This is a genomic window from Pseudonocardia sp. (assembly GCF_035305885.1).
Lineage (GTDB): Bacteria > Actinomycetota > Actinomycetes > Mycobacteriales > Pseudonocardiaceae > Pseudonocardia.
In genome coordinates this window covers 55,586-69,785 of the sequence record NZ_DATGOP010000061.1, presented here as the reverse complement: position 1 = coordinate 69,785, position 14,200 = coordinate 55,586, and the positions used below count along the sequence as shown (strand labels likewise).

The 14,200-nt window shown below is 75.5% G+C and carries 14 protein-coding genes and 2 pseudogenes; 8 read left to right on the top strand and 8 right to left on the bottom strand.

Annotated elements, in window-relative coordinates; translation table 11 throughout:
- Window positions 1-27 precede the first annotated feature (27 nt).
- Window positions 28-546, bottom strand: a complete 519-nt coding sequence (locus tag VKZ81_RS12285; protein ID WP_324241630.1) for a tRNA adenosine deaminase-associated protein — start codon at window positions 544-546, stop codon at window positions 28-30.
- A 92-nt stretch (window positions 547-638) separates the two neighbouring features.
- On the opposite strand from VKZ81_RS12285, the gene VKZ81_RS12280 reads away from it, so the two are divergent.
- The 4 genes from VKZ81_RS12280 (at window position 639) to VKZ81_RS12265 (ending at window position 5,971) form a co-directional block, all read left to right on the top strand.
- Window positions 639-1,850 (top strand): M20 metallopeptidase family protein, encoded by a 1,212-nt coding sequence (locus tag VKZ81_RS12280; RefSeq protein WP_324241629.1) that lies wholly within the window; start codon window positions 639-641, stop codon window positions 1,848-1,850.
- Window positions 1,851-1,861: 11 nt separating this feature from the next.
- Complete coding sequence (locus VKZ81_RS12275; protein WP_324241628.1) at window positions 1,862-3,190, top strand: amidase; 1,329 nt, start codon at window positions 1,862-1,864, stop codon at window positions 3,188-3,190.
- A gap of 26 nt (window positions 3,191-3,216) precedes the next feature.
- On the top strand, window positions 3,217-4,158 hold the full coding sequence (locus VKZ81_RS12270; RefSeq protein WP_324241627.1) for a prephenate dehydrogenase: 942 nt from the start codon (window positions 3,217-3,219) through the stop codon (window positions 4,156-4,158).
- A gap of 196 nt (window positions 4,159-4,354) precedes the next feature.
- On the top strand, window positions 4,355-5,971 hold the full coding sequence (locus VKZ81_RS12265; protein WP_324241626.1) for an ATP-binding cassette domain-containing protein: 1,617 nt from the start codon (window positions 4,355-4,357) through the stop codon (window positions 5,969-5,971).
- 3 nt (window positions 5,972-5,974) lie between these two features.
- Here VKZ81_RS12265 and VKZ81_RS12260 read toward each other — a convergent pair whose 3' ends face one another.
- Window positions 5,975-6,565 (bottom strand): putative glycolipid-binding domain-containing protein, encoded by a 591-nt coding sequence (locus VKZ81_RS12260; protein WP_324241662.1) that lies wholly within the window; start codon window positions 6,563-6,565, stop codon window positions 5,975-5,977.
- A 102-nt stretch (window positions 6,566-6,667) separates the two neighbouring features.
- Window positions 6,668-7,579 (bottom strand): non-homologous end-joining DNA ligase, encoded by a 912-nt coding sequence (gene ligD / locus VKZ81_RS12255; protein WP_324241661.1) that lies wholly within the window; start codon window positions 7,577-7,579, stop codon window positions 6,668-6,670.
- Window positions 7,580-7,639: 60 nt separating this feature from the next.
- On the opposite strand from ligD, the gene ku reads away from it, so the two are divergent.
- Window positions 7,640-8,560 carry a non-homologous end joining protein Ku gene (ku, locus tag VKZ81_RS12250; protein ID WP_324241625.1) on the top strand — a complete coding sequence of 307 codons (921 nt, stop codon included), beginning with the start codon at window positions 7,640-7,642 and terminating at the stop codon, window positions 8,558-8,560.
- 40 nt (window positions 8,561-8,600) lie between these two features.
- Here the strand turns inward: ku and VKZ81_RS12245 are convergent.
- The 5 genes and pseudogenes from VKZ81_RS12245 to VKZ81_RS12225 form a co-directional block, all read right to left on the bottom strand.
- Window positions 8,601-9,242 (bottom strand): annotated as a pseudogene (locus VKZ81_RS12245) (cytochrome c oxidase assembly protein); the annotation flags it as partial.
- A gap of 89 nt (window positions 9,243-9,331) precedes the next feature.
- The gene (locus VKZ81_RS12240; RefSeq protein ID WP_324241624.1) at window positions 9,332-9,781 is read right to left on the bottom strand and encodes a DUF2243 domain-containing protein; all 450 of its coding nucleotides are present in this window, start codon (window positions 9,779-9,781) and stop codon (window positions 9,332-9,334) included.
- A gap of 32 nt (window positions 9,782-9,813) precedes the next feature.
- On the bottom strand, window positions 9,814-10,830 hold the full coding sequence (locus tag VKZ81_RS12235) for an LCP family protein (RefSeq protein WP_324241623.1): 1,017 nt from the start codon (window positions 10,828-10,830) through the stop codon (window positions 9,814-9,816).
- A 316-nt stretch (window positions 10,831-11,146) separates the two neighbouring features.
- Window positions 11,147-11,668, bottom strand: a complete 522-nt coding sequence (locus tag VKZ81_RS12230) for a VOC family protein (protein ID WP_324241622.1) — start codon at window positions 11,666-11,668, stop codon at window positions 11,147-11,149.
- A gap of 16 nt (window positions 11,669-11,684) precedes the next feature.
- Window positions 11,685-12,428, bottom strand: coding sequence for an MBL fold metallo-hydrolase (locus VKZ81_RS12225; RefSeq protein ID WP_324241621.1), 744 nt, complete (start codon window positions 12,426-12,428; stop codon window positions 11,685-11,687).
- 103 nt (window positions 12,429-12,531) lie between these two features.
- On the opposite strand from VKZ81_RS12225, the gene VKZ81_RS12220 reads away from it, so the two are divergent.
- The 3 genes and pseudogenes from VKZ81_RS12220 to VKZ81_RS35130 all read left to right on the top strand — a co-directional run.
- Entirely contained in the window at window positions 12,532-12,981 is a 450-nt protein-coding gene (locus VKZ81_RS12220; protein ID WP_324241620.1) for an MSMEG_6728 family protein, read from the top strand.
- 107 nt (window positions 12,982-13,088) lie between these two features.
- Window positions 13,089-13,487 carry a GMC family oxidoreductase N-terminal domain-containing protein gene (locus VKZ81_RS12215; protein ID WP_324241619.1) on the top strand — a complete coding sequence of 133 codons (399 nt, stop codon included), beginning with the start codon at window positions 13,089-13,091 and terminating at the stop codon, window positions 13,485-13,487.
- A 20-nt stretch (window positions 13,488-13,507) separates the two neighbouring features.
- Window positions 13,508-13,843: pseudogene (locus VKZ81_RS35130) on the top strand (GMC family oxidoreductase N-terminal domain-containing protein); the annotation flags it as partial.
- Between the last annotated feature and the right edge of the window lie 357 nt (window positions 13,844-14,200).

Sequence of the window (14,200 nt, the reverse complement as noted above, 5' to 3'; positions counted from 1 at the left end):
GTCACGCCGGGCGCACCCCGGGGTGGATCACTGGTCGACCACCTCGGCGAGCGCGTCGGCGAACCCGCAGCGGCGGGCGATCGCCGCCAGCTGCTCGTCCGGGTAGAGCTCCACCTCGGTGGCGAGCACCTCCAGCTCGTCGGCGGGCAGGCCGAGGTCGGCGAGGATCCCGAGGTCGCCCTCGGGCCACGGCGGTGCGTCGAGCGCTTCCTCCTCGGGTGGCAGCTCCACGCGGAGCAGGTCGAGCACGTCGGCGGCCACGTCGTAGTCGAGCGCGGCCACCGCGTCGGAGAGCATCAGCGAGACCCCACCCAGCGTGGGGCGCAGCAGCACGAAGAACTCGTCGTCCACGTCGAGCAGGCCGATGACGGCGCCCGTGGAGCGCAGCCCCCGCAGCTCGGTGATCGCCGTGTCGAGGTCCACGAGCGCCTTGGGGGACAGCCGCACGCAGCGCCACAGGCCCTCCTCCCGGATCGCCGCGACGGCGAACCCGGGCAGGGCCTGTTCCCGCACGTCCGCGGGACGCTGGATGCTCTGCACCGCCATACCTCTACGGTAAGCCCCCGCGGGAGTGTGGTCCAAACCACAACCGGAAGTTGGCCCCCGCGTCACCTCCCGGAGATGCCAGGATCGTGCACATGTCGCTACCGGGTGCCCCGATCGACGGACTCCACGCACACGCTCGGAGCGTCCAGCCACGAACCGTGACGCTGCGACGCGCCCTGCATCGCCATCCGGAGGTCGGGCTCAACCTCCCCCGCACCCGGGACGCGGTGCTCTCCGCGCTCGCCGACCTGCCGGTGCAGGTGCACCTCGGGCGGTCGGTCAGCTCGGTGGTGGCCGTGTTGGAGGGGCACCGGCCCGGCCCCACGATCCTGCTGCGCGGGGACATGGACGCCCTGCCCCTGCCGGAGGACACCGGGCTCCCGTTCGCCTCCGAGGTCGACGGCACGATGCACGCCTGCGGGCACGACACCCACACGGCGATGCTCGCGGGCGCGGCCCGGGTGCTCGCCGACCGCCGCGACGAGCTCGCCGGCCGCGTGGTGTTCATGTTCCAGCCCGGTGAGGAGGGCTTCCACGGCGCCCGGTACATGATCGAGGAGGGACTGCTCGACCGGAACGGCCCCGCGGGCCGGCCGGACGCCGCGTTCGCCCTGCACATCTCCGCCACGCTGCCCTCCGGTGAGATCCACGCCCGCCCCGGGCCGCTCATGGCCGCGGCCGACACGGTCCGGGTCACCGTCAACGGCCGCGGCGGGCACGCGTCGGCGCCGCACGACGCGCTCGACCCGGTGCCCGCGGCCGCGGCGATGGTCGGGGCGCTGCAGACGGCGGTGACCCGCCGCATCGACACCCACCAGCCGGTGGTGCTCACGATCGCCCACATCGTCGCGGGCACCACCAGCAACGTCATCCCCGAGACCGCATACCTCGAGGGCACGCTGCGCAGCCTGTCCGAGGCCACCCGCGCCACGATGTACGAGGAGATCCGGCGGGTGTGCACGCACATCGCGATGGCCCACGGCTGCACGGCCGAGGTCGAGATCGAGCCGGGCTACCCGGTCACCGTCAACGACTCCGGCGCCGCCGACCACGTCGCCGACCTGGCGGGCGGCGTCCTCGGCCGCGAGAAGGTGGTCAGCATGCCCGCGCCGATCATGGGCGCGGAGGACTTCTCGTACGTGCTCGCCGAGGTGCCCGGCGCGCTCGCCTTCCTCGGCGGCTGCCCGCCCGAGGTCGACCCCGCCCTCGCCCCGCCCAACCACTCCAACCGCGTCGTCTTCGACGAGGAGGCGATGGCGGCGGGCGTGGCCGTCTACGCGGGGCTCGCGCTCGCGGGTCTGTGAGGATTGCGGGCGTGCTGCCTGATCTTCGCGAACTCGGCATGGCGCTGCGCTCCCGCGAGCTCTCCGCCGCCGAGCACGTCCGGGACGTCCTGGACCGCCTCACCGCCGACACCTGCAACGCCGTGATCGCGCTGGACGCCGAGCGCGCCCTCGCGGCGGCGGCCGAACGGGACGCCGAGCTCGCGCGCGGCGAGTGGCGCGGGCCGCTGCACGGCGTCGCGGTCGGGGTGAAGGACCTGATCGACGTGGCGGGCCTGCCGACGAGGGCCGGGTCGAACGTGCTCGCCGACGCCCCACCCGCGAAGGCCGACGCGCCGGTGGTCGCGCGGCTGCGGGAGGCGGGCGCGGTGGTGGTCGCGAAGCTGCACACCCACGAGTTCGCCTACGGCCCCACCGGCGACGTCGCCGCGACCGGCCCGGCCCGCAACCCGCACGACCCGTCGCGGATCACGGGCGGCTCGTCCTCCGGCTCCGCGGCGGCCGTCGGCGCCGGGCACGTCCCGCTCGCCCTCGGCACCGACACCGGCGCGAGCGTGCGCACCCCGGCCGCGCTGTGCGGGGTGGTCGGGCTGAAGCCCGCGTTCGGGGCGCTGTCCACCGAGGGGTGCTTCCCGCTGTCGGAGTCGCTCGACCACGTCGGCGTGCTCGCCCCCGACGTGCACGCGGCCTCGGTCGCGTGGGACGTGCTGAGCCGCCCGGACGGCACCGGCGGCGGGATCCAGCCGCCCGGCGTCGACGGGGTGCGGGTCGGCCTGCTCGCCGACGAGTACTGGCGGCCGCTCGACCCGGTGCTGGCCAAGGCCGTCGAGGCCGCAGCGGCCCGGCTGCAGGACCTCGGCGCGCACGTGGAGCAGGTGCGCACGCCGGTGGTGGAGGAGCTGGCGGCGACCTACCCGGTCATCGTCGGGGCCGAGGCCTACGCCACCCACGCGGAGTGGCTGGCCGAGCGGCCGCAGGACTACCAGCCGATCACCCTCGAGCGGCTGCGCGCGTTCGCCGACCAGCCCGCGCGCGCCTACGTCGACGCGGTGCGCGCCCGGCGGCGGCTCACGGCGGCGCTGCGCGAGGCCGTGGCCGGGTTCGACGTGCTGCTGCTGCCCACCACCCGGCTGCGCGCCACCCCGATCGGGGCCGAGGAGGTCACCGTGGACGGCGCCGCCGTCGCGGTGCGGCCGCAGCTGCTCGCGCTCACGCTGCCGTTCAACCTCACCGGCTGGCCCGCGGTGTCGGTGCCCGGCGAGGTGTCCGACGGCGGCCTGCCGGCGGGCGTCCAGATCGTCGGGGTGCGGCTCGAGGAGCGCGGGGTCCTGCGGGTGGCGGGGGCGCTCGCCCGGGACTGATCGGTGCCCGCGTACCGTTCCGCGGCGTGACGGAGCGGGCGGTGTGCGTGATCGGCACCGGGTTGATCGGCGGGTCGCTGGTGCGGGCCGCGGACAAGGCCGGGCGGGTGGTGTGGGGCACGAGCGCCTCCGAGGAGACCGCCGCGCAGGCGCGCGCCGACGGGTTCGACGTGACCACCGACGCGGACGCCGCGCTGCGCCGGGCGGCCGAGGCGGACGCGCTCGTCGTGCTGGCCGTCCCGCTGCCCGCCCTGGACGGCGTGCTGCGCCGGGTGGACGCCGTGGCCCCGGGATGCCGGCTCACCGACGCGGTGAGCGTCAAGGTCGCGGTGGCCGACGCGGTGGCCCGGCTCGCCCCGCGCGCCCGCTACGTGGGTGGGCACCCGATGGCGGGCACCGCCGAGTCGGGCTGGTCGGCGGGGAACGGGGAGCTGTTCACCGACGCGGCCTGGGTGGTGGCCGCGGACGACGGCGTCGACCTCGACGTGTGGGCCGACGTCGCCGAGCTCGCCTGGGCCTGCGGGGCGCGGGTCGTGCCCGCGGCGGCCGACGAGCACGACATCGCGGTGGCCCGGGTGTCGCACCTGCCGCACCTGTTCGCCGCGGTCCTCGCCTCCGTGGGCGCCGCGGGTGACGACGACCTCGCGCTCGCGCTCGCTGCGTCGTCGTTCGCCGACGGCACGCGGGTGGCGGGCACCCGGCCCGAGCTCGTGCTCGCGATGTGCGAGGGCAACCGGGACGCGCTGCTCGCCGCGGTCGACGACGCGCTGGGCAGGCTGGGCGCGATGCGCGGCGCACTCGCCTCGACCGGCGGGCTGGCGGCCACGGTGCGCGCGGGCCACGAGGCGCGCCTGCGCTGGGCCGCCGCCCGGAACCCGCGGCGGGTGCGGGTGCGCCGGGGCCGCGCCACGCCCGCCGAACTGCGCGAGATCGGCCGCCGCGGGGAGGCCGTCGTCGGCTGGGCCTGAGCGGTCGAAACCCGGACGGTCGAAAACACGGTGCCCACCGACGCGGCTCCGCGGTAGCGTCGGGCCCGTGCACCTGTTCTTCCAGTGAGACGTCGGCCCCGTCCGACGTCCACCCACTTCTCCCGGACCCTTCCCGGCTGAGCGAGCCGGCGATCACGCCTGCGCGGCGGGGGTCCTCCTCCCGGAGGAAGAACCGGTGTCCACCGTCATCGAACGATCCACCCGTGCCCACCTGTCCGTGTCCGGCGTGCACGTCGCGCTCGGCGGGCGGCCCGTGCTGACCGACGTCCACCTCACGGTGTCCGCGGGCGACCGGCTCGGCGTCGTCGGCGAGAACGGCCGCGGCAAGACCACCCTGCTGCGCGTGCTCGCGGGCGCGCTCCCGCCCGACGCCGGGTCCGTGCGGCGCGCGGGCACCATCGGGGTGGCCGACCAGGAGATCCCGGTCCCGGCCGATCGCACGGTCGGCGATCTCGTCGACGTCGAGCTCGCCGGCATCCGCGCCCTGCTCGCCCGGTTCGACGCCGCGGTCGCCGACCTCGCCGAGGGGAAGCCCGGCGCGGAGCAGGCCTATGCCGACGCGCTCGCCGCCGCCGAGGCCGTGGACGCCTGGGGCGCCGACCGACGCGTCGAGGTCTCCCTCGCCGCCCTCGACGCCGTCGGCGACCGCGCGCGGCGGCTCGACACCCTCTCGGTGGGCCAGCGCTACCGCGTCCGGCTGGCCTGCCTGCTGGGCGCGCGGCACGACCTGCTGCTGCTCGACGAGCCGACCAACCACCTCGACGCGGCCGGGCTGGACCACCTCACCGCGCGGCTGCGCGAACACCCGGGCGGGGTGGTCCTGGTCAGCCACGACCGGGCGCTGCTCGCCGACGTCGTCACCGAGGTGCTCGACCTGGACCCGACGAGCGACGGCCGCCCGCGCACGTACGCGGGTGGGTATGCGGGCTACCGGGAGGGCAACCGCGCCGAACACGAACGCTGGGAGGCCGAGCACCGCGAGCAGCAGCGCGAGCGCCGGCGCCTCTCCGACGAGCTGTCCGCCGCCCAGAACCGGCTGTCCACCGGCTGGCGGCCGGACAAGGGAACCGGCAAGCACACCCGCGCCAGCAGGGCCCCAGCGCTGGTGCGGGCCGTGCACCGGCGGCGGGCGGCGCTGGAGGCCCACGCGGTCACCGCACCGGAGCCGCGGCAGCGGTTCGCCGCACCGCAGCTGCCCGCGCTCCCGGGCGGCACGCTGCTCGACGCCGCGGAGGTGACCGTGCGAGGACGGCTGGAGCGCCCGCAGACGCTCGCGCTGGGCTCGGCCGACCGGCTCGTGGTGACCGGGCCGAACGGGTCCGGCAAATCGAGCCTCCTCGCGGTGCTCGCCGGGCGGCTGGAGCCGACCACGGGGCGGGTGCACCGCGCGCGCTCGGCGCGGGTCGGGCTGCTCGCGCAGGAGTCGCCACCGCCCACCCGGCGGCGCGCGGTCGACCTCTACGACGCCGCGATCGGGCGGCTGGTCAGCGCGGGCCGGCTCGCCGAGGACGAGGTGGTCCCGCTCGGCTCGCTCGGGCTGCTCACCTCGCGCGACACCCACCGCCCGGTGGCCGAGTTGTCGGTCGGCCAGCAGCGCCGCCTCGACCTCGCCCTGCTGCTGGCCGCCCGGCCGCACGTCGTCCTGCTCGACGAGCCGACGAACCACCTGTCGATCTCGCTCGTCGACGAGCTGACCGAGTCGGTGCGGGCCACGGCGGCCGCCGTCGTGATCGCCACCCACGACCGGCAGCTGCTGCGCGACACCGGGGACTGGCCCCGGCGCGCGCTCTGACGGTCAGCTGGCCGCGGGCTGCAGCCGGCGCGCGAGGCCCGGGTACGTGGTCACGACGGCCTCGGCGTCGACCACGAGGTCGGCGGCGAAGTCGCCCCACGTGAACGCGATCTCTGCGTGGCCGGTGGCCTCGTCCAGCTCCGAGACGGTGCGGTAGGTCTGCTCGGCCACCCGCACCTCGAGGTCGGGGAGCGACACGAACACCATCGGGAGGGTGTGCTCGCCCGCCTGCCGGTGCAGGTCGAGCCGGCGGATCGGGATGGTGTTGAACATCGGGCTGAACGCCAGGTCGACGTCGACGGCGCCCGCGCAGTCGTCGCGGACGGCGCCGGTGCCGCTGCCCGTGTCGAGCAGCCAGATGCCGTCGTCGGTGCGGTTGATCGTGAGGTGCCGTTCCCGCTCGGCGGTGGCGCTGGTGACCGAGAGCCGCGCCAGCGTCCCGTCATCGCCGACGACCAGGCGGTAGGAGGCGGTGAAGCCCCCGTCCGGCTCGACGCGCACCATGCGCCCGAGTGCCCGGAACCCGCCACCGTGGCCGGGGATCATCCGCACGCCCTCGAGGGCGTGGCCGTCCTCGGCCTGCCACGTCAGCATCGTCGTCACCGGAGCAACCGTAGTGCAGCGCCGCGCCGTCCGTGACCGGGCGGCGGGGCCGGTCGCGCCCCGCTGCCGCGCCGTCACCAGCGGTGACCCCGATCAGGCCTCCAGCTCGACGTGGACGGGGTCCAGGTCGTCGCGCACGCCGCGGAACACGGGGTGCCACAGCCGCCCCGCCGCGGTCCGGCCCGTGTGGGCCACCTCGACGACGGTCTGCGGCTCGCACCAGCGCACCCCGGCCGCCTCCGCCCGCGGCAGCGGCCCGGCGAACGGCGAGGCGTCCGCCGGGATCAGCCGGTCCCGCAGGAGCCGCTGCACCCGGTCGCCCGCGAGCCCGGAGCCCACGCGGCCGACGTAGCGCAGCGCGGAGCCGTCGGGCACCCCGAGCAGCAGCGCGCCGATCCGGCTCGAGCCGCCGCGCTCCGGCCGCCACCCGCCCACCACGCAGGCTTGCGCGAGCCGGTGGGTGACCTTCGTCCAGCTGGGGCTGCGCCGCCCCGGCCGGTAGACCCCGTCGCGCCGCTTCGCGACGACGCCCTCCATCCCCCGCTCGCGCGTGGCGTCGAGCAGCGCCGCCCCGTCGGTGTAGATCGGGGAGAGCGAGACCACCGGCACCGAGGCGAGGTCGAGCCGTTCGAGGGTCGCGCGGCGCTCGGCGAACGGGCGCTCCAGGAGCGGCACGCCGTAGAGCCGCAGCACGTCGAACACCATGAACGTGACCGGGCGGGCCTGCGCGATCCGCGGCGCGACGGGGCCGTGCACCCGCTCGGCCAGCGCCGCGAAGCTGGGCACGCCGTTCTCCAGCAGCACGACCTCGCCGTCGAGCAACACGTCCGGCACGAGGTCGGTGAGCGCCGCGAGCTCGGGGAAGCTGGCCGTGACGTCGCGCTCGCTGCGACTGGTGAGCCGCACCCGGCCGTCGGCGACGTCGGCGAGCAGCCGCATGCCGTCCCACTTCACCTCGAACAGCCATTCCGGGCCGCTCGGGAGGGCACCTGGGGTGGCGAGCATGGGCAACACGCCGCCATGCTGGCACCAGAACTCGCGAAACGCGGAGGAACGGGGGCGCGCATGCGCGCGATGTGGAGCGGTGCGGTGTCGTTCGGGCTCGTCAGCGTGCCCGTGAAGGCGTACGCGGCCACCTCCAGCCACGACATCCGGTTCCACCAGGTGCACGCGGCCGACGGCGGGCGGATCCGGTACAAGCGCACCTGCTCGATCGACGGCGAGGAGGTGGACTACGCCGACATCGTGAAGGGCTACGAGACCGAGGACGGCGAGCTGATCATCCTCGACGAGGAGGACCTCGACTCGCTGCCCACGAAGTCCAGCCACGAGATCGACGTCGTCGAGTTCGTCCCCGCCGACCAGATCGACCCGCTGCTGTACGACAAGAGCTACTACCTCGAACCCGAGGCCAAGGCGGCCAAGCCGTACGCGCTGCTGCGCGAGGCGCTCGTGCAGACCGATCGGATGGCCGTGGTGAAGGTGGCGCTGCGGCAGCGGGAGAGCATCGCGCTGCTGCGCGTGCGCGGCAAGGCGATCGTGCTGCAGACGATGCTGTGGCCCGACGAGGTGCGCGAGCCGGACTTCGACATCCTCGACGCCGAGGTCGAGCTGCGGCCGCAGGAGCTGCAGATGGCCGCCTCGCTCGTGGAGAGCCTCGGCGCCGACTTCGACCCCACCCAGTTCCACGACGAGTACCGCGACGCGGTCGTCGAGCTGATCGAGCGCAAGCGCACCACCGGCGAGACCCGGCCCGCCCCGGCGGTCGAGAAGCGCGACGAGGGCCCGGACAGCATGACCGACCTGCTCAGCGCCCTGCAGGCGAGCGTGGAGGCGGCCCGGGCCGCGAGCGGGAAGCCACCGGCGGAGGAGGAGGCGCCGAAGGAGGAGGCGCCTGAGGAGGCGGAGGAGAAGCCCGCCGCGCGCCGGTCGAAGAAGAAGGATGCCGAGGACGAGGCGCCCCGGAAGCGCCGCAAGCCCGCCTGACCGCGTGGGCGCGAGCGCGCCGCCCGCCGAACAGCGCGATCGCGAGCCCCAGCTCGGCGAGGCTGCCGCCGTAGTACACCAGCTGCGCCGCCTCCTCCACCTCGGCCACCGGGGCGCCCAGGCCGGGCGGCAGTTCGGCCGCCCCGGCGTACAGCAGCTTCGCCAGGTGGCCGTGGGCCGCACCGGCGGCGACCAGGACGGCCACGCGGGCGGCCGTGCCGGGCCGGCGGGGGCCGGGGCCCGGGCCGGCGATCGACCACGCGAAGAGGGTTCCCGCGAGCACGACGTGCAGCATCACCGCGGCGTGGACGGCCGGGACGTCGTGGGCGAGCCGGTACAGCGGCGTCAGGTAGAGCAGGTGCAGGCCGCCGACGTCCAGCAGCGCGGCGGTCACCGGGTGGGCGGCGACGTGCAGCGGGCGCGCGCCCAGCAGGGCCGCCACCCGGCGCCTGCCGGCTGCCGGGAGCGCCCCGATGAGGAGCGTGGCGGGCGCGGAGAGCACGAGCAACAGCGGGGCGAACATGCCGAGCAGCAGGTGCTGCGCCATGTGCGCGCGCAGGTCGGCGTGCGCGGCCGCCTGCACGGGAGGGGCGACGGCGACCGCCAGCGCCACCAGCCCGGCCACGGCGCTCGCCGTCCGCCACCGCGACCACGCGCGGCCCGCGGCCCGGCGCCCGTGCACCGCCCGGCCACAGGCCACCGCGAGCAGCAGGACCGCAACCGGCAGCAGCCATCCCAGCAGGTCGCCCCCGTGCGCGACGTGCCCGCCCGTCACGTCCTCGCCCCGCTGCGGGCCAGCACGGCCGCCCCGGCGATCAGCAACAGCACGCCCGCGGCGATCCAGGCGACGTCGTAGGGCAGCAGGTCAACGCCGTAGCGGACCTGGTGCACGCGCAGCACCTTGTGGTCGACGACGCCGTCGAACAGCTGGAACCCGCCCGCGCCGAGCAGGAACCCGGCCCACGCCGCCCGGGGGACGAGCGCCCGGCGGCGCAGCAGGTCGGCGAGCGCGCATCCGCCGGCCGCGAGCAGGACGACCTCGGCGCTGTGCAGCAGCCCGTCGGAGAGCAGCCCGATCGCCGGGGTTGCGCGGTCGTAGAAGTGGTGCCAGGCCAGGAGCTGGTGGAACACGATCTCGTCGACCGCCGCCATCAGCCCGACGCCGACGGCGGCGGCCGCGAGCATCGACCGCCTGCGGTGCGGGTCCGGTCGGGAGCTCACCGCTTCGCTGTACCCCGCCCGGGGCGATCGATTCAGGGACCCAGCGCGTTGTCCGGTGGCCGCTCGTCGGCCTTCAGCGCCTCGAACAGCGCCGTCGCGCGCTTCTTGTCCCAGTGCACCGCGCCGTCGCGCACCGGGACCGTGGTGGAGATCCCGCCGTCGGACAGGCCGCGCATCGCCAGCCCCAGCTGGGCGAGGTGCCACACGTGCGTGCCGTTGTCCACCGCGATCGAGCCGGACAGCCCGGTGGCGAGCGGGACCACCCGGAACGGGTTGAACAGCGTGCTCGGGCTGGTCGCCTTGTTGAGCAGCGCGGAGATGAACGCCCGCTGGCGCTCGACCCGGCCGAAGTCGGACGACGCGGTGGCGCGGGTGCGCACGTAACCGAGCGCGGTGGCCTCGTCCAGGGTCTGGCAGCCCTCCTCGATGTCCAGCGCGGCCTTCGGGTCCTTGATCGCCTCCGGGATGCACATCTCGACACCGCCCACGGCGTCGACGACGGAGACGACGCCGAGGAACCCGATCTCGATGTAATGGTCGATGCGCAGGCCGGTGGCGTTCTCGACGGTGCGGACGAGCAGCTCGGGGCCCCCCTTCTCCGCGCCGCCGCCGCGCGCGTACGCTGAGTTGATCTTGTGGCGGCCGTGGCCGGGGATGTCGACGATGGAGTCGCGCGGGATGCTGACCAGGGTGGTGGGCCCGCTGCCGGTGTGCAGGAGCATGATCGTGTCGGTCAGCTCGGACCCGGGGTTGCCGGTGGCGTACTTCTCGCGCTCCTCCGGCGTGAGGTTGGCGCGGCTGTCGGAGCCCACGATCAACCAGTTGGTGCCCTCCGACGACGCCGCGCTGTCGGACGGGACCGCCGGCACCCGCGCGAGCGTGCCGTCGACGTACACCGCGAACCCGACCACCGCGACGAGCAGGGCGAGCAGCGCGATGCCGATGCGGCGGCCCCAGCTGGAGCGGCCCCGCACCGGCGCGGGCCGGGGTGGCCTGCGCGGTGGCGCGCCTGCGACCCCCTGCGGCCGCCCCCGGCGCGGGATCGGCATCACCGCCGTGCGCTGCAGGGGCCGCGGCCTGCGCGGCGGGGGCGGCGGAGGAGGCGGGTAGCCCGCTCCCCGCGGGGGCGGCGGGGGTGGATAGGCTCGCCCCGGGTGCGGCCGCGCCGGCCCGCGCTGCGGTTGACCCCACTGGGGGGCGCCACCGCGGCGCCCCGGCCCTGGCGGCCGCGGCGGGCCGCCGCGGCCACGGAAGTCGTCCATGCTCCCCACCATCGCGTCAGGTCCACGTCTTCGACGCAGACAGCGTCCATGAAAAGGGACGCACGAGTGGGGGGTCCGGTTCCACGGCCGCGCCGGGCGGCGCTCAGGAGGAGAGGAGCGGCTCCCCCTCGAAGTACCCGAGGCGCTCGCAGTAGAACTCCAGCCCGACCCCGTTGGGGTCGCGGATGTACAGGCTGTTCTCCACGCCCCGGTCCGGGCCGAGGTACTCGATGCCCGCGGCGTCGAGCCGCTCCTTCGCGGCCGCGAACTCCTCGGGGCTCGTCGACAGCGCCAGGTGCTGGACCGCGCCGATCGTCTCGGTGAAGTCGGGGTGGTCGTGCCCGGGGAAGTCGAAGAACCCGAGCAGGTTGTTGTTGCCGATGTCGAAGAAGAAGTGGCTCGACCCGGCGTAGTCACGGTTCTCCACCAGCTCGACCAGCGGGAACCCGAGCAGCTCCTGGTAGAAGCGGATCGTCTCCTCCACGTCGCGGCAGATCAGCGCGAGGTGGTGCACGCCGCGCACGGTCGGGGCGGGGCGTTTGTCGGGGTCGAGGAGGTAGCGCTCGCGCAGTTCCGCGCGCCGGGCGCGGATCGCCTCGAGCTCGGCTCCCTGTGGCTGCGGCATCGGTCCATCCCTTCGGTCACGACGGCCCGGCGTGCAGCACCAGCCCGTCGACGGCTGCGGCGTGCTCGGCATCGCCCGTCCGCGCGAGCATGGTCGGCCCCATGTGCGTCAGCACCAGCCGGCCCGCCCCCAGGTCGTCAGCATGCTCGCGCAGCGTCGCGTAGTCGAGGTGGTAGCGCACCGGCTTGTCCCACGTGTACGCCTCGCAGGCGAACACGTCCGCCCCATCGGCCGCGGTGACGAGGGCGGGCGTCCACGCGGTGTCGCCCGAGTAGCCGAAGCTCGCCCCCGCCGCGTCCACCCGCACGGCGAGCGCGGGGGCGCCGCTCGCGTGGTCGACCTCCCAGCCGCGCACCGCGAGCGGGCCGCACCGGCGGGTGCCGCCCGCCCCGTCCAGCTCCACGACGTCGACCTCGAAGCGCCGCCGGACCCCGGTGGAGCCGGGGTAGAGCACCTCCATCGCCGCGTGCAGCCGGTCCCGCGTGCCCACCGGGCCGAACACCGTGAGCGGCGCCGTCCGCCGGGTGAACTGGCCGTCCAGCACGAGGAACGGCAGCCCGCCGAAGTGGTCGCCGTGCAGGTGGGTGACGACGACGGCCGCGACCTCACCGGGGTCGACGCCCTGGGCCCGCATCGCCGTGAGGCTCGTGGCGCCGCAGTCGACGAGCGCGGTGGCACCGTCCGCCCGCACCCGGATGCACGTCTGGAAGCGCCCGCCGTTGCCGAACGCGTCGCCGCTACCGATGAACGTGATCTCCACGCTCGGCACTGTTCCACCGGGGACGGGTGCCCGCACGGGCGAAAAGCGGGTAGTCCCGTCCCGTGATCGACCGCCGCGCAGGCCGCCCCGAGGGGTCGTAGCCGTGCAGACGTTCCTCCCCTACCCCGACTTCGCCGCCAGCGCCGCGGTGCTCGACGACCGCAGGCTGGGCAAGCAGCGGGTGGAGGCGTTGCAGGTGCTGCGGGCGCTCACGCGGACGCCTTACGGCTGGAAGCACCACCCGGCGGTGCGCATGTGGGAGGGCTACCCGGACGGCGTCGCCGCCTACGGGCTCGCCGTGTGCGCCGAGTGGACCCGCCGCGGGAGGCCCGACACCTGCGCCGCCTCGATCCGCGCCGACCTCGCGGCGGCGGGGCGACCCGCGCCCCGGACGCAGGCCGAGCTGGCGTCGTGCGGCGAGCTGCCGCTCTGGTTGGGCGACGAGCGGTTCCACCGCAGCCACCGCTGTGCCCTCGTCCGCAAGGACCCCGCGTTCTACGGTCCGCTGTTCCCCGACGCCGACCCGGACGAGGACTACGTCTGGCCCGTCTGAGGGTCCGGCCGCCCCGGTGCGCCGACGACAACTATGTTGCTTAACAGAAGATCTGGATAGCGGACTATATGGCGCTCGACCTGGTTGGCCGTCGACGAGGACAAGTCATGACAGCCATCGACAGCGCCGACGTCACCGTCGTCGAGGCAGGCCCGGCGGACGGGCGGCCCGAGATCGACCACCCCTTCGGGGCGGCGGCGCTGTTCGCGAGCGAGGTCGACCGGGACCTCGCGTCCGTGCCGCAGCAGCACGCGGGCGGCCGCGTGCTCCACAAGCCGCGCGGCCGCAGCCTCGGTGGCAGCACGATCCTCAACGGGATGCTGTACATCCGCGGGGCGCGCGGCGACCACGACGCGTGGGCCGCGGCCGGGGCCACCGGCTGGTCCTGGCGGGGGGTCGAACCGTACTTCCGCCGGCTGGAGGGTTACGACGGCCCGACCGACGGCGCGCAGCACCACGGGCCCGCTCCCGGTGCACCGCAACGGCGACCCCGACCCGTTGGTTGAGGGCGTTCGTCGACGCCGCGGTGCAGGCCGGGCACCCCGACAACGACGACTACAACGCCGGGGACAGCCGCGGGGCGAGCTTCGCCCGGGCCACGATCCGCGGCGGCCGCCGCGCGACGGCCTGGCGGTCGTACGTGCGCCCGGTGGCGGGCTCGCCGCTGCTGCGGGTCGTCACCGACGCGCTGGTCACGCGGGTCGTCGTCGACGGCGACCGGGCCGTCGGGGTCGAGTACGTCCGCGACGGCGAGCGGCGCACGATCCGGGCCGAGAAGGAGGTCGTGCTGTCCGCTGGGGTTTTCGGGACGCCCCAGCTCCTCATGCCCTCCGGCATCGGCGCCGCCGACGAGCTGCGCCCGCACGGGATCGACGTGGTCCGGGACCTGCCCGGCGTGGGGCGCAACCTCCGCGACCACGTCGCGAGCCCGCTCGTGTGGGCAAGCCGCCTCGACGTCCCGGCGCCCCGGATGACCGGCATCGAGGCCCAGCTGATCGCGGACTCCGGCGACGCCGGGGACGATCCAGCCCGACCGGCAGGCGGTCTTCGTCTCCTTCGTCTACTCCACGCTCACCGACGACCTGCCGGAGCAGGGGTTCACCGCGCTCGCGATCCTGCTGCACCCGGCGAGCCACGGTCGGGTGCGGCTGCGCTCCGCCGACCCACCGAGACGCCCCTCATCGACCCCGCCATCCCGTCCGACCCCCGTGACCTGGAC